We start from the raw sequence: 20,989 nt of genomic DNA on the forward strand, positions 1-20,989 counted from the left end.
CAAAAAAGGGGTTGGGTGAAATGTTAAAGCGTTGGCGTCTTTTATCATTATTAGCCTTAGTGCCGCTTTTATTGAGCGGCTGTGGAAAACCGTTTCTGTCCACACTCAAGCCTGCCGGCGAAGTGGCTGATAAACAATATGATCTGACGGTGCTCAGCACACTTATCATGGTTGTCGTCGTTGCGGTCGTAGCAGTTATTTTCTTTTACGTCATTGTGAGATTCAGACGGTCGCGTATAGGGGAAGACACGATACCGAAACAGGTGGAGGGGAACCGTTTTTTAGAAATCACCTGGACCGTTATTCCGATCCTGCTTCTGATTATTCTTGTCATTCCGGTTGTCATCGATACATTGGCGCTGGCGGATACGTCGCCGATGGATAAGAAAAACCGTAAAGCAGAGGATGCGCTCGTGATTAATGTAAGGGCGAATTTATACTGGTGGGAATTCGAGTATCCTGATTACGGGTTTGTGACAAGTCAGGAGCTGATCGTTCCCACAGATGAACGCGTCTATTTCAAGCTGAAGTCCTCAGATGTGAAACACTCTTTCTGGATTCCGTCAGCCGGGGGAAAAATCGATACAAATACGGATAATGACAATACTTTCTTTCTGACCTTCGATTCTAAACGCAGCAAAGAAGCGGGAGAATATTTCTTCGGGAAATGCGCAGAGCTGTGCGGACCTTCACATGCGCTGATGGATTTCAAAGTGAAACCGCTGCCGTCAAAAGAATTTAAACAATGGACGAAAGCGATGAAAAATTATAAGCATACAACAGACTCCGGTTTAGCCGCGCAAGGAGAAGAGCTGTTTAAGGAAAAAAACTGCCTGAGCTGTCATGCGGTTGAGCCCAATGATAAACGGGCTGAAGCGGCAAGAACGGCTCCGAACCTCGCTACCTTCGGTGAACGGGTCAAAGTGGCCGGCATTAAGGATGCGAATAAAGAGAATATAAAAGCCTGGCTGAAAAATCCGGACAGCATTAAACCGGGCAATAAAATGACAGGCACTTATCCGAAGCTCTCGGACGCTGAAACGGATGCGCTGTATGAATATTTAAAAGGGCTGAAAGCGGAGAACAAGTGAGGACAGGGAGATATCAGGGGGGAGGTCGTAAATGATGAATACGCTTACAGGACAGCAAAGAAAAAGCTCTTTGCTTTGGGATTATTTGACGACGGTTGACCATAAGAAAATCGCGATTTTATATATGATCGCCGGGGGATTTTTCTTCGTCGTCGGCGGACTTGAGGCCATGCTTATCAGGATTCAGCTCTTGAGGCCGGGGAACGATTTTATGGGTGCTCAGCAGTTTAATGAAATTATGACGATGCACGGCACGACAATGATCTTCCTGGCGGCGATGCCGCTGTTATTCGGGCTGATGAACGCGGTTGTGCCGCTTCAGATCGGGGCGCGTGACGTATCGTTCCCATTTCTGAATGCGCTCGGATTTTGGCTGTTTTTCTTCGGAGGCATCTTTTTGAATCTGAGCTGGTTTTTAGGAGGCGCTCCTGATGCAGGCTGGACGTCGTACGCGTCGCTTGCGCTGAATTCGAAAGGGCACGGCATAGACTTTTTCGTGCTCGGCCTGCAAATATCAGGCTTAGGTACGCTGATTGCGGGGATCAACTTTCTCGCCACGATTATTAATATGAGGGCGCCGGGTTTGACGTATATGAGACTGCCGCTGTTTACGTGGACGACATTTGTGGCGTCGGCACTCATTTTATTCGCATTTCCTCCGCTCACCGTCGGTTTGGCGCTGATGATGCTGGATCGTTTGTTCGGAACGAATTTCTTTAATCCTGAATTGGGCGGCAATACGATAATCTGGGAGCATCTGTTTTGGATTTTCGGGCATCCGGAAGTATACATTTTAATTCTTCCCGCCTTTGGGATTTTTTCAGAAATCATTCCCGTATTTGCGAGGAAACGTCTGTTCGGTTATTCGTCTATGGTCTTTGCGATCGTGCTGATCGGCTTTCTCGGGTTCATGGTTTGGGTTCACCATATGTTTACGACGGGACTCGGACCGATCGCTAATGCGATATTTGCGGTTGCGACGATGGCGATCGCGGTGCCTACGGGCATTAAAATTTTCAACTGGCTTTTGACCATCTGGGGAGGAAATGTCAAATTCACGACGCCTATGCTGTATGCCGTCGCCTTTATTCCTTCTTTCGTACTCGGAGGAGTCACGGGTGTCATGCTGGCGGCCGCAGCGGCAGATTATCAGTTCCACGATACGTATTTTGTCGTAGCGCATTTCCACTATGTCATTATCGGCGGCGTTGTGTTCGGCATCCTGGCGGGGGTGCATTTCTGGTGGCCGAAAATGTTCGGGAAGGTGCTTCATGAAACGATGGGGAAAATTTCGTTCGTCTTATTTTTTATCGGGTTTCATCTTACCTTCTTCATTCAGCATTTCCTCGGTTTGATGGGAATGCCGCGGCGCGTTTACACATATCTGCCCGGCCAGGGGCTTGATACCGGCAACCTGATCAGTTCAATCGGCGCGTTTTTCATGGCGGGCGCGGCTGCTTTACTCGTCGTCAATATTATTTATACCTCAATAAAGGGGAAATACGTCGGGAACGACCCGTGGCTGGACGGTCGTACGCTTGAATGGGCGGTTTCTTCGCCGCCGCCGGAATATAATTTTAAACAGCTTCCGTTTGTCCGGGGACTTGACCCGCTGTGGATTGAAAAGCAGGCCGGAAATGAAGGGATGGCGCCTGCAGAGCCTGTAGAGGACATTCATATGCCGAACGGATCCATCATGCCGTTTATCATATCTTTCGGGCTGTTTGTCGCAGCGTTCGGGTTTTTATACCACTCCGATTATTCATGGGGGCTTCCGGTTATCTTCATAGGGCTCGGCATCACATTCTTTACCATGCTGCTTCGCTCTGTGGTCGATGATTACGGCTATCATATTCACAAAGAAGATCTGCCGAATGATGATAAAGGGGTGAAGGCGTAATGCAGCTGCAGGAAAAAATGACGGCTGAAACCTTTCCGGCTTCTCCTGAAAAAGCAACGCTGGAAGGGAAAAATAAGTTTTTGGGATTTTGGCTGTTTCTCGGCGGGGAAACGGTTCTGTTCGCCTCGCTATTTGCAACATTCCTTGCTTTACGGGAATCTAAAGCCGGAGGGCCGTCAACAGCTGAGATGTTTGAGCTGCCGATCGTATTTATCGCGACGATGCTTCTTTTAACGAGCAGCTTAACGAGTGTGTATGCGATGTATCATATGAAAAATTTCTCCTTTAAAAAAATGCAGGTGTGGCTTTTGGTTACCGTTTTATTGGGAGCAGGATTTTTAGGGGTAGAAATCTATGAATTTATGCATTACACTCACGAATTCGGCTTTACCATTACAAGCTCTGCGCTCGGCTCAGCGTTTTACACGCTCGTCGGCACACACGGAGCACACGTGGCGTTCGGGCTGTTGTGGATCAGCGCGCTGATGATCCGGAATGCAAAAAGAGGGCTCAGCCTTTATAATGCGCCGAAATATTATGTGGCCAGCTTATATTGGCATTTTATCGATGTCGTGTGGGTCTTTATCTTTACCGTTGTATATTTGATGGGGATGGTGGGATAACGATGGACGATAACAAAAACAGAGGGACTGTCAGTACGGATCTCGAATATCGAAAAAAGAAAAATGCCGAGGAGATGAAATATCAGGTCATATCCTTCGGTTTGATGATCGGCCTTACGCTTGTCGCGTTTTTGACGGTGGCTGCTGACGGCATTGCCGGATGGTTTACGATGCCGTTTCTGATCCTGCTTGCGGTCATCCAGGTCATCTTTCAGCTGTTTTACTTTATGCATATGAGCCAGAAGGGGCATGAAGCGCCGTCATTATTTCTGTATTCGGGAATATTTGTCGCGTTTATCACCGTGCTTGCATTTGTCACGATTATTTGGTGGTAATCGGGACGGCGGGGAGTGAGAGATTTGATTAATTTGGAAATGTTCGGGTTTCGCGCAATGTGGAGCCCGTATCTGTTTTGTATAACTGCCGTGATAACAGGTGTTTACTTTTACTGGTGCAGCCGGCATAAAGGACGTGTGTCCGCTAAGGAGAAGGTGCTGTTTGTGCTTTCCGCGCTATTTTTTTACGCGGCTGCGGGAAGTCCGGTTGATTTATTGGGCCATGTGATGTTCAGCGCCCATATGACGCAGATGGCGGTTCTGTTTTTAGTCGTACCGCCGCTGTTGATTTCCGGAATTCCCGGCTGGGCATGGAAAAAACTGATCTTCCGTCCTGTCGTAAAGCCGCTGTTTTCGTTCTTTTCAATGCCGCTTATCGCATTAGTGCTGTTTAACGGTATTTTTTCACTGTATCACATCCCGTTTATATTTGATTTCGTCAAAACGGCTTCGCTGTATCACACGCTGATGAACGGACTCATCTTTGTAACGGCGTTTTTTATGTGGTGGCCGCTTGTGCATAAGGTGGACGGTCTGCCCCGTCTCAGCGGTTTAATGAAGCTGGGGTATATTATGGCAGACGGGATTTTGTTAACGCCGGCCTGCGCGCTCATTATGTTCAGCGGGGCGCCCATGTATGCCACGTATACAGATCCGGCGGCTTGGGCCGAAGCAATGAAGCTTTGCGTTCCTTTAGATTTGCTGGAGGAGATCCCTTTATCCGGACCGGAGATGTTTAACACGCTCCCTCCTCTGGAAGATCAGCAGCTTGGGGCAGTGCTGATGAAAATCATTCAAGAGGCGGTCTACGGAACATATTTGGCTGTCATCTTTTTTCAGTGGGTCAGAACGGAACGGGAAAAAGATACGATGTCAGAGCCGCCGTATATCGAGCATACCGTCTCATGAAAAAAAGTACAGCAGAATATGCTGTACTTTTTTATTACATTTGCACTGTTTTTAATGACTCTTCCAATTCAAGCAGTAAAGCTTTGCTTTCAGCGACGACATATTCCGGAAATTTTTCAGCGCTGCCGTATTCTACGCCGTGCGGATAATAATGCTTTCCTAAAAGAGGGGCCTTCAGCTGAATTACGGCCCGGCTGCCGCCGACATCGCCCTCTTTTGCCGTTCCTTGAATCCGCAGATAAAATGTCCCCTCAGGTACTGAAAACTTTTTGTCGTAAGTCACTCTTTCATAATCCCATTGTCCAGCCAGAATGAGCCCTTTACCTTCCATCAGATCATTCAAGCGGCTGAGCTCCGCTGTTACCCCTTCAAGACCGCTGTTTTCAAACTTCAAACCTTCCCCCTCCTTTTAAAAATGCCCTTTCCTGACAATCATAGTATGAAAGCGTTACACTTTCAATGATTCATACGGTGAAAGTATGCAAAAAGAAAAATTTGACGACAATAGTAGCAGAAAAAAGGAGGAATTCCGCAATGACAAAGATCAATAAGCTCATGACGTCAGACTTGCAATATTGTACAGTATTAGATAATGTATATGAAGCTGCGGTGAAGATGAAAGACGCAGATGTCGGCGCCATTCCGATAGTGGATGAAGACGGCGCCACACTTGTCGGGATCGTGACAGACAGAGATCTCGTATTACGGGGAATTGCTTCAAAAAAGCCGAACTCTCAAAAAATAACCGACGCAATGACAGAGCGGGTTATCAGTGCAGAAGAAGACGCCTCTGTGGAGGAGGTGCTCCATTTGATGGCTGAACATCAGCTCAGAAGAATTCCCGTCACAAGGGATAAAAAATTGGTCGGCATTGTTACGCTCGGAGATCTTTCGTTGGCCGAGCAATCAAATGAGCAAGCAGGCCGGGCGCTGTCTGACATTTCTGAAGACGGCGGTCCGGAGGGGTTTATCCATTAAACATAAATCACGGACGATGCAAATAGGCTGTACTGTAAAAGAGTAAACAAAAACAGAACGGTTTGAACATATGGGGGTGAGAGGTTGAAAAATATCGCAAGGGCTCTCGTTATCCTTTTGCTTATTTACGGAGCGTATGTTCTGTTTATACAATATGGATCGGCTCCTCAGAAAAAGACGGATCAGGAGGAGCCTCAGGTTTCCAATGAAGAAGAGAGCGGAAAACGGCTGAAAATGCCGTCATCCGGACTGCTTTCTCTCATGGGGAAATCTGCCGCCGATGTGAAAAAGAAACTTGGGGAACCGTCCCGGAAAGATCCTTCTGCCTACGATTACGAGTGGTGGGTGTACAACCAGGGGAAAGACCAATACGTACAAGTCGGTATTTTGAATGATAAAGCCGTGACTTTATACGCTTCGGGAAGCGGCATCAACGCAAAACCGTTTAAGATCGGCGAATCGACGGGCGAAGTTTTTAAAACGACGCAGGTTTCTCCTTTTGTCAATGTGACTGACAAGGGAAACACGTATCGGTTCGAGTTTTCTGAAGAAGATATCAATACCCGTCCCACCGTCAAGATAGGCGGAATGTATGTTCAGCTGTACATGGACAAATTTGACGGGAATCTGTCAAGCATCAGGGCATTTGATGCGGAAACACTTGTGAAACAAAGGCCGTATGAGGTCATGTACAGAGGAAAGCTGACAGAACCCGAGCCTGTTTCTGATAAAAAATGGAACGACATTGAACGAGCGAGTGAGCAGCAGATTCTCGATATTACAAATGTCATCCGCGTAAAACACGGACTTGCAAGGCTGAAATGGGACGAAGGCGCCGCAAAAGTGGCATTCGGCCACAGCAAGGACATGAAGGATAACAAGTATTTCTCTCACGTCTCAAAGAAATACGGGACTCTGAAGGACCGCTTGGAAAAAGGCGATGTGAAATACCGGGAGGCCGGTGAAAATATTGCCTACAACTATGTGGACGGTCCTGCAGCCGTGGAGGGCTGGCTGAACAGCGAAGGCCACAGAAAGGCGCTGTTAAGCCCGGATTATACGCACCTCGGTGTCGGCGTTGATCAGAAGTATTATACGCAAAACTTCATTAAGCCTTGGCAGTAAAAAACCGCAGAGGGGCGCGTCCCCCGCGGTTTTTTTATGTTTTTTCGCGAGCGGTGCTTCTGGCGAAAAAAACAATTTTTATATATACCTGCTTTTTTTCGCAATTTAGGCGAACATTAAGGCGCATGAACCGATACATTATAGCAGGCAAAACTTTTCGGAGGGGGTGAGAATTGTGGCGAATCAGCAATCACGGCAATCAATCGATGATTTTAAACAATTCGTAAAAAAGCATCCCAAACTGATCCAAAATGTTCGCAAGGAACAAAGAAGCTGGCAGGAAGTCTATGAAAATTGGGTTCTTCTGGGCGAGGATGATCCGATATGGAACCCTTTTAAAGACGAGGCCGTTCAGCCTTCTTCCGACGCGGAAACCAAAAAGGAACCAGCTGAAAAAAACGATTTCGTTTCAAAAATGGTCACTGCCGTCAAAAAGATGGATATCAACCAAATGAATGAGCAGATCAATAAAATGAGCCAATCCATTTCATCATTGCAAAGCCTTTTAAGCCAATTTTCGGGGAGCAGCACGAAGCAGCCCCGGCAAGGATCCGGACAACATCCTTTTTCGTTCAGAAAGGATTAAAGAAGGGGATCGTGTATGCGAAAAGAGGTTCAGGAATTCATATCCGCAGATGAGGAACGGAAACGGTTTATACGGCAGCGCCCCGTCTGGTACCGCAGACTTGCGAGAAAACCGGACGATCTCAATTCTTTTCAGCTTGACATGATGAATTTTTATGAAAAGACGATACCGCATCGGGTAAGCCAATTCTCAAACGGGATTCAAATGGCGCAGATGATGATGCAGATGGTTCACGCCATGCGTTCACAGGATTAAAAAGCGTTTAAACGCCGCATTTTCCAATTGGGTGGTTTCATGGTAAACTAGCAACTGGAGGTGCGTATTTATGTATGCAACAATTGAGTCCGTCAAGCTTCAAAGTGAAGCGGAGCAGCTTGCCGGCATGATTCTGCAGTCTGAGACGGCTGAAAATTACCGCGATTGTTACAAGCGTCTCCGTGAAGATGAAGAGGCAGGGCGGATCATTCGTTCTTTTATGAGCGTTAAAGAGCAGTATGAGGATGTGCAGCGCTTTGGCAAATACCATCCTGATTATAGAGAGATTTCCCGCAAAATGAGAGAAATGAAGCGGGAACTGGATTTAAACGATAAGGTGGCCGAATTTAAAAAAGCGGAGACTGAGCTTCAGTCGCTGCTTGACGAGATCAGCATTGAACTCGGAACGGCCGTCTCGGAGCATGTAAAAGTGCCGACGGGGAATCCTTATTTTGACGGCCTGTCATCCTGCGGCGGCGGGTGCGGTTCCGGCGGCGGCTGCGGATGCAAAGTTTCCTGACGAGACGGCCGTCTCGTCTTTTACATAAAATGAACAGAAAGTCAGGCGGGTGATCATGATGGAAAATAAGCGCCAAGGCATAATCGTATATCTGCATTCCTTAAAACACAGCAAAATGCTGAGAAAATTCGGCAACGTTCATTATGTTTCCAAGCGGCTGAAATACGTTGTGCTGTATTGCGATATGGACCTAATCGAAAAAACAATGGAAAAGATTTCTTCTTATTCTTATGTGAAGAAGGTAGAGCCTTCTTATAAACCTTTTTTAAAGCTGGAATTTGAATCAAAGCTTGATAAGGCGAAAGAGTACGATTACAAAGTCGGTATATAAAAAAATCCCCGCAGATACCTGCGGGGTCCTTCTATTCCTTAACAAGTTAAGGAGAAGGAAAAGGGAGAGGAGAAACCGGAGGAAGAACTTATGGGGAAACGTAAGTCTTCTCCGCGGTTGGCAACAACATCATTCATTGATGCTGTTACACGTAGTCTTGACAGGAATGTGAATATGTATACACGTTTTTCACGTTCATTGTTTGAAAGAATGCTTTATGATAAGATAGGGATTGTTTTGATACATAACGGCTCAGCCGATGAGTAACATCAAAGTTTTCAGAAAAAGTGGTGTGAATAATGAGAGTAATTTCCGGTTCAAGAAAAGGACGAGCCTTAAAGGCTGTGCCGGGCACATCAACAAGGCCGACGACGGATAAAGTAAAAGAGTCTATTTTTAATATGATCGGCCCGTATTTTGACGGAGGAACGGGGCTTGATTTGTTTGCGGGGAGCGGCGGTCTCGGGATTGAAGCGCTGTCGCGCGGATTTGACCGCTGTATCTTTGTGGATCGTGATTTCAAAGCCATCCAAACGGTAAAAGCGAATATCAAAGCGCTTGATCTGCTGTCTTCAGCGGAAGTATACCGCAATGATGCAGAGCGGGCCCTCTATGCCGCGGCGAAACGGGAAAAAGGTTTTGACGGAATTTTCTTAGATCCTCCGTATAAGGAACAAAAGCTGAAAGCGCTTATCGAAATGATTGATGAACAGAACATGCTGAATGAAGACGGTTTTGTCGTAGCCGAGCATGATAAAGCCGTTGCGCTTCCTGAAGCCGTCGGCGCGCTTTCTGTAACAAGAAGGGAAATTTACGGGCTTACAGGAGTGACGATATACCGAAATAGGGGGTAATGATGTGGCAAGTATAGCTGTATGTCCCGGAAGTTTTGATCCCGTCACCTACGGACATCTGGACATTATCAGACGGGGGGCAAACGTGTTTGAGCAGGTGTACGTATGCGTGCTCAATAATTCTTCTAAGCAGCCGCTGTTTACAGTTGAGGAACGATGTGAGCTGTTAAGAGAAGTGACAAAAGACATACCGAATGTTACGGTCGAGACGTCACAGGGACTGTTAATCGACTATGCGAAAAAAAAGCGGGCGAAGGCGATTATCAGGGGGCTCAGAGCCGTTTCTGACTTCGAATATGAGATGCAGGGGACTTCCGTCAACCGCGTGCTCGACGAATCAATAGAAACTTTTTTTATGATGACGAACAATCAGTACTCTTTTTTAAGTTCAAGCATCGTAAAAGAAGTCGCAAAATATAACGGGCCTGTTTCAGAGTTTGTTCCTCCGGAAGTTGAACAGGCGCTGATGCAGAAATTTAAAGGATGAGAAGCGCTGATTGGCGTCTCATCCTTTTTTTGTCCGTGCTGACAGCCTGTAACAATAAATCAATGCGTATACGGCGAGAGCTGTCAGCGTGATGGCGGGCCCGGTTTCAACAAGTGTATTCCAGCCGCTGACGGCAGCAGATACCGCTTCCTGATCGCGGAAAGGGAGGAATACGGACTGGTAAGGTTCGTCCAATGCAAGGTAAAGCGGCTTCCACAGTAAGAGAATAAAGAGTGCGGCATAAATGCCCTGAAGGATACGCGCCGCGAAAAACGGTTTAAAGCGGATATCTGTTTCCGATAAAATGCCGGCTACCTGGGCCTGTACGGAAAGGCCGCTGAACCCGAGAATAAAACTCACAATCATGGCTTTCGGCAGCAAGGCGGCATCAGCTTCACTGACCAGCTTGCTCCCAAGTGTAATTTCAAACATTCCGCTGATAAGAGGGATGTCCAGATTTGCCGGAAGATGAAAAAGCGAAAGCAGCGCGTTTGTAAATACAGAAAGCACATCCATGACTTGTACGATTGATAATAACCGGCTGAAAACCGAAAACAATATAATAAAACCGCCCACCATCAGCAAGGTTTGTACAGAAGAGGTGACGGCGTCGCCCAAAATTTTTCCGAGCGGCCGCTTTTCCGAAAGCCGCGCCTTGTGGAGGGCCAGAAATGCTTCCTTCAGAGAAGGGAGAGCGATCGTCTTTTTACCGGTATACGCCGCTTCTTCTTTCCGTCCGTATGAACGCATCGTCAGGCCGACGGCGATGTTTCCGAGATAGTGAGCCGATGCCAGCAGAATGCCGAGAGACGCGTTATGAAAAAAGCCGACTGCCACAGCAGCGAATATAAATAACGGATTGGATGAATTGGTAAAAGAGACGAGGCGTTCAGCCTCTACTCTGGAGATTTGTTTATCCTGGCGCAGCCGTGCAGTCAGCTTCGCGCCGGCCGGATTGCCTGAAGCCATGCCCATAGCCAGTACAAATCCGCCGACCCCCGGCACTCTGAAAATGGGACGCATAAAGGGTTCGAGTAAAAGGCCGACAAACTTGACAATGCCGAATCCTATTAAAAGCTCAGATAGAATAAAAAACGGAAGCAATGAAGGAAAAACTACCTCCCACCACATGGAAAGACCGGTTTTGGAGGCTTCGAATGAGGCCTGAGGGTGTGAAATAACCGTAGCCGTCAAAAAAATGAAAAACAATGAAATCAAAAATGTATGAAACTTAGACAAATTCATTCTTACCTCCCCGATGCTAAAATTGCACACTGACATTTATATCATGATAAAATATAGAACAGACCTTAAAGGCGGCCGGGCAAGTACCTATTTGTCATCCTGTACTAATATACGAGCATAGGGGTTCAATTTAGACCATAGAATTCATGTATAGGATGTCTATTAGGGGGTTCGTCGCGTTGGCCAAACCTACAATCGGGTTAGCGTTAGGTTCGGGAGGGGCAAGAGGCATCGCTCATCTCGGAGTGTTATCCAGTTTACATAAGCATCAGATTCCAATTGATATGATTGCCGGCAGCAGCATGGGAGCATTAGTCGGAAGCTTTTATGCGGCCGGGCATGACGTGGCCACGATGAAAAAAGTCGCCAAAGCATTTAAGCGGCGGCTGTACGCGGATTATACGATGCCGAAGCTCGGATTTTTAAAAGGAGACCGCATCAGGCAGCTCGTTCATGCCTATACGTACGGCAAGCCGATAGAAGAACTGCGGATCCCGCTCGGCATCGTGGCCTGCGACCTTCAGACCGGCGAAAAACTCGTTTTTACGAAAGGTTCAGTGTCCGAAGCCGTCCGCGCGAGCATCAGCATACCGGGCGTTTTCGTCCCGCAAAAAATGAACGGACGTATGTTAGTCGACGGCGCGGTGGTCGACAGAATCCCGGTTTCCGCCGTAAAAGATATGGGTGCTGATATCGTCATCGCCTCTGACGTATCCCGGGTGAAAAAAACGGAAAAGGCGGCACATATTTTTGATGTAATCATGCAAAGTATGGATATACTGCAAAATGAATTGGTCCGTCACCAGACCATTGCCGCAGACGTCATGATCCGCCCTTCTCTTGAATCATTCAGCTCAAGTTCTTTTGCCAACATTGATCATATGATCACAGCGGGCGAAGAAGCCGCAGACCGGATGATCGGCCGGATTAAACAAGAAATAGAGAACTGGGAGGGCTAACTCATATGAAAGCAAAACATTTTCGCTGGGTGTTTATCATCCTGATCTTATTAATCGCTGTTACATTTATTAAGCTTCCGTATTACATCACACAGCCGGGAGAAGCATCAGAGCTGAGACCGCTGATTAAGGTGGACGGAGGCTATCCTGAAAAAGGAAGCCTTTCCTTGATGACTGTCAAAGTAGGCCCTGCCAATCCGTATACATATCTTTGGGCGAAAGTGCATCCTTATGATGAAATCGTCCCTGACGAAAGCATAAAAGAAGAGGGCGAATCGGACTCGGATTATATGAAGCGCCAGCTGCAAATGATGAAAAGCTCCCAAGAAAACGCGGTCATTGCCGCTTATCAAAAAGCCGGGAAACAGGTGAAATACTCATTTAACGGAATTTATGCCAGCTCAGTCGTCTCTGACATGCCGGCAAAAGGAAAAATAGAGGTCGGTGATAAAATCATCAGCGCGGACGGGAAAACATACGAATCCGCTGAAAAGCTGATTGATTATATCAGCAGCAAAAAAGCAGGGGAAAAAGTAACGTTTCACATTGAACGGGACACGAAAGAAAAGACCGTTGACATTGTGCTGAAATCATTCCCGGACGACCCGAAAAGAGCGGGAATCGGTGTCGCATTATATACGGACCGGAACGTGAAAGTGAAGCCGGATCTTCATTTCAGCATTGAAAACATCGGCGGGCCTTCTGCGGGTCTCATGATGTCTTTAGAAATTTACAACCAGCTGACAAAACCTGACGAAACAAAAGGCTATAATATAGCCGGAACGGGGACAATCGACGTGGACGGCAAAGTCGGACCGATCGGCGGAATCGATCAGAAAGTCGTCGCCGCAGACAAAGCGGGAAAAGATATTTTCTTTGCGCCGAATCAAAACGGGGCTGAAAATTCTGATTACAAAAATGCGGTAAAAACGGCGAAAGCAATCAAGTCCGATATGAAAATCGTCCCTGTCGACACCATGCAGGACGCACTTGACTATTTGGATCAGCTGAAAGTAAAAAGCACCTGATACAGACAGGTGCTTTTTTTACGCATTCAAAAAACGCTTTTCGTCTTCATCATAGCGGATCGGCGCTTGTGAAAATTCCTGTTTCTCAAACAATGTGCGTTCAGGTTCGTTTATCGGCAGGCTGTAAACCCGTCCCGCCAGTATGTCCAGATCCAGAGCGGGATGAGAGAAAGAAGAGAGCTTGCTGACGAGAGGTGCGGTAAGCTCTTTTTTCTTTGCCGACAGGTACGCCTGTCCTTTTTTCGTCATTCCGAGAAGACGGATATAAGGAGCGCTTGAAGGCTTTAAGAGCCGATGCATGTCTTCTTTTTTCGTCCGTGTCAGAATGTGCGTGTTCATCCGCTGCAGCCTCGTCCACGTGTATCGTTTTGTTTTCAATCGTTCCATCATTTCGCGATAGGATCGGGCTTGTCTGATGGTGCGCAGAATTCTGTGCTCAAGGCCTTCTTCCACTTCATAGATTCGGCTCAATTCTTCAGCGGAAAGAGTGCTGAGGCTGTATTTTACATATGAAAAATAGTCTTCCGTGCTGTGCCATATGCCGTATGAATTTCTGTATGCCTCCAGCTCACGCGCAGACGCTTCCGGGAGAAAGCTCCTTGCGGCCGCCGTTCCTTTTTCTATCAGCGCTTTCCGGATGCTTGTTGCGCTGGCTATCCGGCTGTTATCTCCGGGAAGCTCGGCGTCATGGTATTGGGAAGCGATTCTGGCTGTCGTATAAGGCTTCATAGCGGAACCGGAGGTGTGTATCGCTCTAACGTAGTGAAAACCGAGAATATTGTTCGGCTTGGACAAATCGAGCATGTCCCGCCCTTTGAATATGTGTGAAAAAGCTTTTGAGGCGGCGGCCGGATAGCTGAGACCCTTTTTCAGCTCCTCTTTCAGAATCAGGCTGCAGTCATCTTCCTTTCGGCTGAACGCTTCAGACGCTTCAATAAAGGGTTCGATCCGCCCGTTTTCGCTGCCGAAAAACAAGCTGCTGCATCCTAAATGATGAAGAAGCGAAACGCTGCCGCGCGCGAATAATTCCGCTTTTTGTACGGCATATATATAAGGGAGCTCAATGACGATATCCACGCCGTTTTCCAGCGCCATTTTTGTCCGGGCCCACTTTGAGACGGCGGCCGGTTCCCCGCGCTGCAAAAAAGGGCCGCTCATCACCGCCGCCGCGACGCTGCTGTCCGTTTTGATTTTTGCTTGTTCCGCATGATAGCGGTGTCCGTTATGAAAGGGATTATATTCAACAACCAGGCCGACTGCTTTCATATTTGTCCCGCCTTTCTTGCTATGTTTTGCTTCGTGTGGTACATTTGCAAATGAAGTGCATATTTTAGTCCGTTTCGTTTAGTGTATGCATAGCCTATCCGGCTGTCAACGATTGCATGACGGCGGCATTATGCTGTAAAGAAAAAATATTGACAAAAACATTCTGAAAAGCTATAATCATGTTTGTTGCTTTCCTGAGGTGATACAAATGAAATGGACGATTTATCAGCTTCATCAAATCGCGAAAAAGAGCTTTGAATTTGATGAAACAGTTGAGTTAAATGAGCTGACAAAATTGAATTCTGACATCCGCCGCATTTCTCCCGTCCGGGTGAAGGGCCGCGCGGAGATTGAATCCAAGCAAGTTTCGTTTGACTTTACGATTTCAGGCGAAATGGTTTTGCCGTGCTCAAGAACTTTAGTTGATGTGCCGTATCCATTTACAATCGCGACAAAAGAACTGTTTAGATTTCATAAGTCGGATGATATAGAAGATGAGGACGTTCATTTTGCTGAAGACGATACCGTCGACTTAACTCCGATCATAAAAGAAGAGATTCTTTTAGAAATTCCTATGCAAGTCTTTTGTGAAACTGAACAAAAAGAAGGAGCCGCTCCCCAAGTGGGGAAGGATTGGCAAGTGATTTCTGAGGAAGACAAGAAAAATCAAATCGACCCCAGACTTGCGGATCTGAAAAAGCTCTTAACACAAGATGATGAATCTTAACTCTTTAAGGAGGTGGGAATAATGGCTGTACCTTTTAGAAGAACTTCTAAAATGAAAAAAAGATTGCGCCGTACACATTTCAAACTAAATGTACCTGGTATGACAGAATGCCCGTCATGCGGAGAGATGAAATTGTCTCACCGTGTATGTAAAGCATGCGGATCATACAACGGCAAAGACATAAATGTTAAAAGCAATTAATGTATGAAGAAAAGCGCGGGAATCTCGGTTCCTGCGCTTTTCTTTTTTTTTGCCCCTCCGGCCTGCTCCCGCCGAAAAAATTGTGAGCCCCAGTAGTCTATCTAATCTATCAGCGGCATATGTATGAGGTAAATGAGCAAATATGGAGGGAGATACGATTGACGATAACGAGACAAGACGCGTGGACGCAAGATGAAGATTTGCTGCTGGCCGAAGTGGTGCTCAGGCATATTCGGGAAGGCGGGACCCAGCTTTCCGCTTTTGAAGAAGTCGGCAGAGCGCTGACGAGAACGGCTGCCGCCTGCGGGTTCAGATGGAATTCTTATGTCAGAAAACAATATCAGTCAGGGATAGAACTGGCGAAAAAACAGCGGAAGGAATTAAGAAAGCAGATCGGGGTGCATTCCGCCAATCTGCCGGGAACCGTCAAACAGCCTCCGATCCGCAGGGCGGAAGGAGAAAAAGAGCTGTCCATTGATGATGTCATTTTGTTTCTGCAGCAATTTAAAGAGTCGCCAGCCGCAGCGGATATGCGTCATGAAAAAGAAAAACTCACAGAACAGCTGACCGCGCTGCAAAAAGAAGTCGAGGATCTGCGTGAGGAAAATGAAAGCTTGAGAAACAAGCTGGAGATGACGGAAGAAGATTATAAAGCGTTAATTGACATTATGGACAGAGCGAGAAGGATGTTCAATTCAAAAGAAGACGACAGAAAATCGGCGCAGAGCCTGTAAAATGAACCGGCCTGGGGGCGGCGCCCCGCCGGTTTTTTATTATGCCGTTTCTCCGGATGTCATTTCACCGTCCATATCGGGATGCCAGATATAAGGATTTTCTCCTTTATCACGCGCCATATCATATTTAACGGGCTCAAAATTCATCTTATCCCAGAAATCTGCTGATTTCATGCGTGAATTTGTCCTGATCGGCATTCTGAAGGATTTTGCAAAATCAACAAGCGCTTTTCCGTATCCGTTGTTTTGATAGCCCGGAAGAACCTCAAGCTTCCAAAGTTCCAAAAAGTCCTGACGCTGATCAAAATACGGATTCGTGCCTCCGTTTACCTGATATAAACTCATTCTCGCCACTAGTTTATCCCCGAAGTAAATCCCGTAAAAAGGCGAGGTGCTGTCATTTTCAATGATATTATCCTGAAGATCTTCAAGCATCGACAGCTCCTGCATCCCGTATTCCTTAAACCTTTTAAATTCTTCGAGTGTCTTAAAGTTGATGAGCAGTCGCTCTATTTTCAACACAAACTCCCCCTTTGTTGTGTTCTACCATTATTGTAAACGCTTTAATTGAAAATTCCAACTATAATATGCTTGCCAGTCTTTTTGCTCAAAACGAAATTGAAGTAATTTGCGGCGGCTTCTGCTATGATAATATGGAAAAATGCAGATATAGGGTGTGACAGTGTGAAAATCGGAATTATCGGCGGCGGAGCAGTAGGCCTTTTATGTGCTTACTACTTATCGTCCCGCCATCAGGTAACGGTCATTACGCGGCGGACGGAGCAGGCTGATGCGATTAACTCAGGCGGTATACGGCTTTTGAAAGACGGAATAGAATGTACGGCGGCATGCAGAGCGCAAACCGGCCTCACTTCCGGATTCGACCTCTTAATCGCAGCCGTTAAACAGCACCAGCTAAGTGCTGTGTTGCGGGATCTTGAGACGATAAAAGGGACGAATGTGCTGTTTTTGCAAAACGGCATGGGACACATACACGACATTAAAGATTGGCATACGGATCATTCGCTTTATGCCGGCACTGTTGAGCACGGAGCAAAAAAGATTTCAGATCATGCCGTTGAACATACGGGAGCGGGAGCCGTAAGATGGAGTGTATTCAGCGCTTCCCGGCCGGAAACGCTCAAAAGCATCTTTTCCGGCATGCACCGGGATTTTCCCGTATATGATGAGAACGACTGGTATCGGCTGTTAACGGGAAAACTGATCATAAATGTATGCATTAACCCGTTAACTGCATTGCTGCGCGTGAAAAACGGAGAGCTGGTAACAAATGACGCTTACAAAAAATATATGAGAAACGTGTTTGAAGAAGCGGAGACAATACTTGGCCTCGCCGATAGAGAAAAAGCGTGGAACAAGGTTTGCGAAGTTTGCAGACTGACGGAAAAAAATCATTCTTCCATGCTCGTCGATATCATGGCAGGCAGGCGGACAGAGGCCGATGCGATTATCGGCTACCTTGTAAAAGAAGCGGAAAGCCGCGGATTGCCGGCCGTTCATCTCCCGTTTTTACACCGCAGCATAAAAGCGTTAGAAAGAAACTGAAACAAAGTCTTTTGAGGTTTTCCGGTAACATGCTATACTCATTTCGGAAACCTAACTATTTATTGGAGAAAGGAAGTTCCAGACAGATGCAGCTAACTGAACTTTCCATCAAAAGTCAAAATAAGTTTGTGCAGCACTATATAGATGGAGAAAACATGTCTTCATTTTTTGATTATGATATTCATTCAGAGGACGTATGGCAAAAGCGGCTTCATGACCTGTCTTCGCAGCCGTTTGCCAGAGAAGAATTAGCGGATTATTTATCCTCCTATCACGAAAAATTTCACTCCGCCGCCATGCAGGCCTCCATCGAAAAACTGAGAGATCCAAAAAGCGCAGCGGTAGTAGGCGGCCAGCAGGCCGGTCTTTTAACGGGGCCTCTTTACACCATACATAAAATTATCTCCATTATCGTACTTGCCAGACAGCAGGAAGAGGCGTTGCAGATTCCTGTCGTTCCGATTTTCTGGGTGGCGGGTGAAGATCACGATCTGGAAGAAATCAATTTTGTGCATACGTCAACAGAGAATAAAGGTCCGGTGAAACAGAAACTGCCGCAGTCGTACTGGAAAAAAACATCGGCGGCTAAAACCGAGCTTGATCAGGAAAAATGCGCGGCTTGGATTGATGAAGTGTTCGCTGCTTTTGAGGAGACGGATCACACAAACACACTCCTTCAAAACGTGAAGCGATGTTTACGCTCATCAGAGACATTCACGGACTTTTTTGAACTGTTGATCGCCGACTTGTTTCAAGAAGAAGGCCTTATTCTGATGAATTCGGGAGATCCGGGGATTAAAAAGCTGGAAACGGGTATGTTTCAGCAGATTTTAAAACACAATCATGAACTTGCCAAAGCCGTGTCAGACCAGCAGCGTCTTATGCGGGAAGCCGGTTATCATCCGATTATTGAATCGGACAAAGATCAGGCCAATCTGTTTTACGAACACGAGGGAGAGCGTTTCTTAATTGAAAAAGAAAACGGCGTTTTTGTCATTAAGGAGCTTGATCTGAAGTGGACGAACGACGAGCTTCATACCCATATGGAAGAAAAACCGGAATGTTTCAGCAATAACGTTGTGACAAGGCCGCTTATGCAGGAGTTTCTCATCCCGACTCTGGCGTTTATCGCGGGACCGGGGGAAATCAATTATTGGGGTGAGCTGAAGCGGGCTTTCTCATTAATGGGCTTTCGCATGACGCCGGTAGTGCCGAGACTGAACATTACGATTCTTGAGCGCCATATTGAAAAGAAGCTTTCAGAACGGAATATCCCGCTTCAGGAAGCGATCGAACATGGCACCGGACACCTGAAAGACACTTATTTTGAAGAGCAGATTCCGGAAGAGTTTTCTTCTGTAATGGAACAGGCGAAGTCGCAGATTGAAGCCGTCCATAAACGCGCAAGGGACGAAGCGCTGAAGGTCGATTCAAGCCTTGAGCCGCTCTTACAGAAGAATGCCGCCTTCATTCAAGATCAGCTCTTGTTTTTAGAACGGACGGTAACGAAAAGAATTGAAGAAAAAGAAGGTTTTGTGCTGCGTGACTATGAAAGAATCCAAAACAGCATCAGACCGCTCGGCGCTCCGCAGGAACGGATTTGGAATGTGATGTATTATCTGAACCGCTACGGTCCAAAATTCTTCACAACCTTCAAACATCTGCCATTTTCTTTTCAAAACCAACATCAGATTGTCAAACTTTGAAATAAAGTTTTAAAGAACCCTGAATAGTTCAGGGTTTTTTTTTATGTGTAAACAGTGTAAAATGAGGTTGTGGAGAGAAGTGGCGGATAGTGGTGAGTTTAGGGGAGAAAGTGGGGGTCCTTATCATGTTTATGGGTGAATACCGGCATACTGTTGATGCAAAGGGCCGCATGATCGTACCCGCAAAATTCAGAGAAGGCCTCGGTGAGCAGTTTGTGCTGACCAGAGGACTGGACCAATGCCTTTTCGGCTATCCGATGAATGAATGGAAGCTGATTGAAGAAAAGCTGAAGGCTCTGCCGCTCACCAAAAAAGACGCCCGCGCATTTACCCGATTCTTTTTTTCCGGTGCGACCGAATGCGAACTGGACAAGCAGGGAAGGGTTAATATTGCGTCATCTCTTCTGAATTACGCAAAACTGGAAAAAGAATGTGTTGTCATCGGGGTTTCCAATCGAATTGAATTGTGGAGTAAGGTAATATGGGAACAATACACAGAAGAGCAAGAAGATTCATTCGCTGAAATTGCTGAAAACATGATTGGATTTGATATATAATGGATCTTCGTGCATCACAACAACAACTGACAATTCAATTCATTCCTGATAAAGGTGGGACCGACACAAATGTTTCAGCATAAGACAGTACTTCTTCGTGAAACCGTCGACGGTTTAAATATCAAACCGGACGGAACCTATGTGGACTGCACCCTTGGCGGCGCCGGGCACAGTACATATTTATTGCAGCAATTATCGGAAAAAGGACGCTTGATCGCCTTTGACCAAGATGACACGGCACTTGAAAACGCAAAGAAAACATTGTCCGAATACAAAGGACAGCTTATTCTGGTGAAAAGCAACTTTCGTTATTTAAAAGAGTGTTTACATGAACACGGCATTACGAGTGTCGACGGAATTCTATTTGATTTAGGAGTATCCTCTCCGCAGCTTGATACACCGGAACGGGGATTCAGCTATCATCATGACGCACCGCTGGACATGAGGATGGACCAGTCGGCCGCCCTTACGGCGAAAGAAGTCGTAAATGAATGGCGGTATGAGGACCTTGTGAGGATTTTCTTTAAATACGGAGAAGAAAAATTCAGCAAGCAGATCGCCCGAAAAATTGAAGAGGCAAGAGAAAAATCGCCTATTCAAACAACCGGCCAACTGGTCGATCTAATAAAGGACGCGATACCGGCTCCGGCAAGAAGAAGCGGAGGTCATCCGGCCAAACGTGTATTCCAAGCCATTCGAATCGCCGTAAACGACGAGCTTCAAGTATTTGAAGAGGCCCTCTTGCAAGCGATAGAGGTGCTGAAGCCGGGCGGAAGGGTGTCTGTGATCACTTTTCACTCGCTGGAAGACAGAATGTGCAAGATGACATTCAAGGAAAAATCATCACTTCCCGAACTGCCTCCGGGTCTTCCCGTGATACCGGAAGAATTTGAACCGGAATTAAAACTGATTACGAGAAAGCCCATTACGGCATCAAAAGAGGAGCTTGAAGAAAATAACCGCGCCCGGTCAGCGAAGCTCCGCATTGCGGAGAAACGAAAATAAC

At 46.6% G+C, this 20,989-nt stretch carries 26 protein-coding genes; 22 read left to right on the plus strand and 4 right to left on the minus strand.

From position 1 onward, the window contains the following. Nucleotides 1-20 precede the first annotated feature (20 nt). The 5 genes from coxB to ctaG are packed head-to-tail and all read left to right on the plus strand — an operon-like array spanning nucleotide 21 to nucleotide 4,858. Nucleotides 21-1,091: a cytochrome c oxidase subunit II gene (gene coxB, locus ACKTRM_RS07500; RefSeq protein WP_003154484.1), complete on the plus strand. Its 1,071-nt coding sequence runs from the start codon at nucleotides 21-23 to the stop codon at nucleotides 1,089-1,091. Nucleotides 1,092-1,122: 31 nt separating this feature from the next. Further along, the gene (gene ctaD, locus ACKTRM_RS07505) at nucleotides 1,123-2,991 is read left to right on the plus strand and encodes a cytochrome c oxidase subunit I (protein WP_007611227.1); all 1,869 of its coding nucleotides are present in this window, start codon (nucleotides 1,123-1,125) and stop codon (nucleotides 2,989-2,991) included. Continuing rightward, nucleotides 2,991-3,614 (plus strand): cytochrome c oxidase subunit III, encoded by a 624-nt coding sequence (gene ctaE, locus ACKTRM_RS07510; RefSeq protein ID WP_003154482.1) that lies wholly within the window; start codon nucleotides 2,991-2,993, stop codon nucleotides 3,612-3,614. The genes ctaD and ctaE overlap by 1 nt, the downstream gene beginning before the upstream one ends. Nucleotides 3,615-3,616: 2 nt before the next feature. Beyond that, a complete protein-coding gene (ctaF, locus tag ACKTRM_RS07515) occupies nucleotides 3,617-3,949 on the plus strand; it encodes a cytochrome c oxidase subunit IVB (RefSeq protein ID WP_007409686.1) in 333 nt (110 codons plus the stop codon). A gap of 24 nt (nucleotides 3,950-3,973) precedes the next feature. Further along, nucleotides 3,974-4,858, plus strand: a complete 885-nt coding sequence (ctaG, locus tag ACKTRM_RS07520; protein ID WP_023356881.1) for a cytochrome c oxidase assembly factor CtaG — start codon at nucleotides 3,974-3,976, stop codon at nucleotides 4,856-4,858. Nucleotides 4,859-4,892: 34 nt separating this feature from the next. Here ctaG and ACKTRM_RS07525 read toward each other — a convergent pair whose 3' ends face one another. Beyond that, nucleotides 4,893-5,252, minus strand: a complete 360-nt coding sequence (locus ACKTRM_RS07525) for a YugN family protein (protein ID WP_012117490.1) — start codon at nucleotides 5,250-5,252, stop codon at nucleotides 4,893-4,895. 140 nt (nucleotides 5,253-5,392) lie between these two features. Between ACKTRM_RS07525 and ACKTRM_RS07530 the strand changes: the two genes are divergently transcribed. From ACKTRM_RS07530 to coaD, 8 genes are all read left to right on the plus strand, one after another. After that, the gene (locus tag ACKTRM_RS07530; RefSeq protein WP_003154478.1) at nucleotides 5,393-5,836 is read left to right on the plus strand and encodes a CBS domain-containing protein; all 444 of its coding nucleotides are present in this window, start codon (nucleotides 5,393-5,395) and stop codon (nucleotides 5,834-5,836) included. 84 nt (nucleotides 5,837-5,920) lie between these two features. Continuing rightward, nucleotides 5,921-6,961, plus strand: coding sequence for a CAP domain-containing protein (locus ACKTRM_RS07535; protein WP_007409690.1), 1,041 nt, complete (start codon nucleotides 5,921-5,923; stop codon nucleotides 6,959-6,961). Nucleotides 6,962-7,136: 175 nt separating this feature from the next. After that, on the plus strand, nucleotides 7,137-7,547 hold the full coding sequence (locus ACKTRM_RS07540; protein WP_012117491.1) for a YlbD family protein: 411 nt from the start codon (nucleotides 7,137-7,139) through the stop codon (nucleotides 7,545-7,547). 15 nt (nucleotides 7,548-7,562) lie between these two features. Next, nucleotides 7,563-7,802 carry a YlbE-like family protein gene (locus ACKTRM_RS07545; protein WP_003154475.1) on the plus strand — a complete coding sequence of 80 codons (240 nt, stop codon included), beginning with the start codon at nucleotides 7,563-7,565 and terminating at the stop codon, nucleotides 7,800-7,802. A 70-nt stretch (nucleotides 7,803-7,872) separates the two neighbouring features. Beyond that, nucleotides 7,873-8,322: a YlbF family regulator gene (locus ACKTRM_RS07550; RefSeq protein WP_003154472.1), complete on the plus strand. Its 450-nt coding sequence runs from the start codon at nucleotides 7,873-7,875 to the stop codon at nucleotides 8,320-8,322. A gap of 58 nt (nucleotides 8,323-8,380) precedes the next feature. Continuing rightward, the gene (locus ACKTRM_RS07555) at nucleotides 8,381-8,653 is read left to right on the plus strand and encodes a YlbG family protein (RefSeq protein ID WP_003154470.1); all 273 of its coding nucleotides are present in this window, start codon (nucleotides 8,381-8,383) and stop codon (nucleotides 8,651-8,653) included. A 299-nt stretch (nucleotides 8,654-8,952) separates the two neighbouring features. Continuing rightward, nucleotides 8,953-9,507: a 16S rRNA (guanine(966)-N(2))-methyltransferase RsmD gene (rsmD, locus tag ACKTRM_RS07560; protein WP_007409693.1), complete on the plus strand. Its 555-nt coding sequence runs from the start codon at nucleotides 8,953-8,955 to the stop codon at nucleotides 9,505-9,507. Between the two features lie 4 nt (nucleotides 9,508-9,511). Then, entirely contained in the window at nucleotides 9,512-9,994 is a 483-nt protein-coding gene (coaD, locus tag ACKTRM_RS07565) for a pantetheine-phosphate adenylyltransferase (protein WP_007409694.1), read from the plus strand. Nucleotides 9,995-10,012: 18 nt separating this feature from the next. Here the strand turns inward: coaD and ylbJ are convergent, their stop codons facing one another. Next, complete coding sequence (gene ylbJ / locus ACKTRM_RS07570; protein WP_012117492.1) at nucleotides 10,013-11,239, minus strand: sporulation integral membrane protein YlbJ; 1,227 nt, start codon at nucleotides 11,237-11,239, stop codon at nucleotides 10,013-10,015. Nucleotides 11,240-11,418: 179 nt separating this feature from the next. Between ylbJ and ACKTRM_RS07575 the strand changes: the two genes are divergently transcribed. Together ACKTRM_RS07575 and ACKTRM_RS07580 are read left to right on the plus strand one after the other, a co-directional pair. Continuing rightward, complete coding sequence (locus ACKTRM_RS07575; protein ID WP_007409696.1) at nucleotides 11,419-12,198, plus strand: patatin family protein; 780 nt, start codon at nucleotides 11,419-11,421, stop codon at nucleotides 12,196-12,198. Between the two features lie 5 nt (nucleotides 12,199-12,203). After that, complete coding sequence (locus tag ACKTRM_RS07580) at nucleotides 12,204-13,226, plus strand: SepM family pheromone-processing serine protease (protein ID WP_012117493.1); 1,023 nt, start codon at nucleotides 12,204-12,206, stop codon at nucleotides 13,224-13,226. A gap of 18 nt (nucleotides 13,227-13,244) precedes the next feature. Here the strand turns inward: ACKTRM_RS07580 and ACKTRM_RS07585 are convergent, their stop codons facing one another. Continuing rightward, entirely contained in the window at nucleotides 13,245-14,492 is a 1,248-nt protein-coding gene (locus ACKTRM_RS07585; RefSeq protein WP_012117494.1) for a nucleotidyltransferase, read from the minus strand. Nucleotides 14,493-14,700: 208 nt separating this feature from the next. Here ACKTRM_RS07585 and ACKTRM_RS07590 point away from each other — a divergent pair, with 208 nt between their 5' ends. The 3 genes from ACKTRM_RS07590 to gerR all read left to right on the plus strand — a co-directional run bounded on the left by ACKTRM_RS07590 (nucleotide 14,701) and on the right by gerR (nucleotide 16,154). After that, entirely contained in the window at nucleotides 14,701-15,219 is a 519-nt protein-coding gene (locus ACKTRM_RS07590) for a YceD family protein (RefSeq protein ID WP_012117495.1), read from the plus strand. 21 nt (nucleotides 15,220-15,240) lie between these two features. After that, entirely contained in the window at nucleotides 15,241-15,420 is a 180-nt protein-coding gene (gene rpmF, locus ACKTRM_RS07595) for a 50S ribosomal protein L32 (RefSeq protein WP_003154457.1), read from the plus strand. Between the two features lie 158 nt (nucleotides 15,421-15,578). After that, complete coding sequence (gerR, locus tag ACKTRM_RS07600) at nucleotides 15,579-16,154, plus strand: sporulation-specific transcriptional regulator GerR (protein WP_012117496.1); 576 nt, start codon at nucleotides 15,579-15,581, stop codon at nucleotides 16,152-16,154. A gap of 39 nt (nucleotides 16,155-16,193) precedes the next feature. Here gerR and ACKTRM_RS07605 read toward each other — a convergent pair whose 3' ends face one another. Beyond that, nucleotides 16,194-16,676, minus strand: a complete 483-nt coding sequence (locus ACKTRM_RS07605; RefSeq protein WP_012117497.1) for an N-acetyltransferase — start codon at nucleotides 16,674-16,676, stop codon at nucleotides 16,194-16,196. Between the two features lie 162 nt (nucleotides 16,677-16,838). Between ACKTRM_RS07605 and ACKTRM_RS07610 the strand changes: the two genes are divergently transcribed. From ACKTRM_RS07610 to rsmH, 4 genes are all read left to right on the plus strand, one after another. Continuing rightward, on the plus strand, nucleotides 16,839-17,720 hold the full coding sequence (locus ACKTRM_RS07610) for a 2-dehydropantoate 2-reductase (RefSeq protein ID WP_012117498.1): 882 nt from the start codon (nucleotides 16,839-16,841) through the stop codon (nucleotides 17,718-17,720). A gap of 86 nt (nucleotides 17,721-17,806) precedes the next feature. Then, on the plus strand, nucleotides 17,807-19,426 hold the full coding sequence (gene bshC / locus ACKTRM_RS07615; protein WP_012117499.1) for a bacillithiol biosynthesis cysteine-adding enzyme BshC: 1,620 nt from the start codon (nucleotides 17,807-17,809) through the stop codon (nucleotides 19,424-19,426). A 125-nt stretch (nucleotides 19,427-19,551) separates the two neighbouring features. Then, a complete protein-coding gene (gene mraZ, locus ACKTRM_RS07620) occupies nucleotides 19,552-19,983 on the plus strand; it encodes a division/cell wall cluster transcriptional repressor MraZ (protein WP_007409703.1) in 432 nt (143 codons plus the stop codon). A gap of 69 nt (nucleotides 19,984-20,052) precedes the next feature. Further along, nucleotides 20,053-20,988 (plus strand): 16S rRNA (cytosine(1402)-N(4))-methyltransferase RsmH, encoded by a 936-nt coding sequence (gene rsmH, locus ACKTRM_RS07625; RefSeq protein ID WP_012117500.1) that lies wholly within the window; start codon nucleotides 20,053-20,055, stop codon nucleotides 20,986-20,988. The last annotated feature ends 1 nt before the right edge of the window (nucleotide 20,989 follow it).

It is taken from the genome of Bacillus sp. D7-8, assembly GCF_052055895.1.
GTDB classification, from domain to species: domain Bacteria; phylum Bacillota; class Bacilli; order Bacillales; family Bacillaceae; genus Bacillus; species Bacillus velezensis.

Coding starts and splice junctions, on each gene's coding strand:
- coxB (WP_003154484.1), top strand. CDS start 21: ATGTTAAAGCGTTGGCGTCTTTTATCATTATTAGCCTTAGTGCCGCTT.
- ctaD (WP_007611227.1), top strand. CDS start 1,123: ATGATGAATACGCTTACAGGACAGCAAAGAAAAAGCTCTTTGCTTTGG.
- ctaE (WP_003154482.1), top strand. CDS start 2,991: ATGCAGCTGCAGGAAAAAATGACGGCTGAAACCTTTCCGGCTTCTCCT.
- ctaF (WP_007409686.1), top strand. CDS start 3,617: ATGGACGATAACAAAAACAGAGGGACTGTCAGTACGGATCTCGAATAT.
- ACKTRM_RS07530 (WP_003154478.1), top strand. CDS start 5,393: ATGACAAAGATCAATAAGCTCATGACGTCAGACTTGCAATATTGTACA.
- ACKTRM_RS07545 (WP_003154475.1), top strand. CDS start 7,563: ATGCGAAAAGAGGTTCAGGAATTCATATCCGCAGATGAGGAACGGAAA.
- ACKTRM_RS07550 (WP_003154472.1), top strand. CDS start 7,873: ATGTATGCAACAATTGAGTCCGTCAAGCTTCAAAGTGAAGCGGAGCAG.
- ACKTRM_RS07555 (WP_003154470.1), top strand. CDS start 8,381: ATGGAAAATAAGCGCCAAGGCATAATCGTATATCTGCATTCCTTAAAA.
- rsmD (WP_007409693.1), top strand. CDS start 8,953: ATGAGAGTAATTTCCGGTTCAAGAAAAGGACGAGCCTTAAAGGCTGTG.
- ylbJ (WP_012117492.1), bottom strand. CDS start 11,239: ATGAATTTGTCTAAGTTTCATACATTTTTGATTTCATTGTTTTTCATT.
- ACKTRM_RS07580 (WP_012117493.1), top strand. CDS start 12,204: ATGAAAGCAAAACATTTTCGCTGGGTGTTTATCATCCTGATCTTATTA.
- ACKTRM_RS07585 (WP_012117494.1), bottom strand. CDS start 14,492: ATGAAAGCAGTCGGCCTGGTTGTTGAATATAATCCCTTTCATAACGGA.
- ACKTRM_RS07590 (WP_012117495.1), top strand. CDS start 14,701: ATGAAATGGACGATTTATCAGCTTCATCAAATCGCGAAAAAGAGCTTT.
- rpmF (WP_003154457.1), top strand. CDS start 15,241: ATGGCTGTACCTTTTAGAAGAACTTCTAAAATGAAAAAAAGATTGCGC.
- bshC (WP_012117499.1), top strand. CDS start 17,807: ATGCAGCTAACTGAACTTTCCATCAAAAGTCAAAATAAGTTTGTGCAG.
- mraZ (WP_007409703.1), top strand. CDS start 19,552: ATGTTTATGGGTGAATACCGGCATACTGTTGATGCAAAGGGCCGCATG.
- rsmH (WP_012117500.1), top strand. CDS start 20,053: ATGTTTCAGCATAAGACAGTACTTCTTCGTGAAACCGTCGACGGTTTA.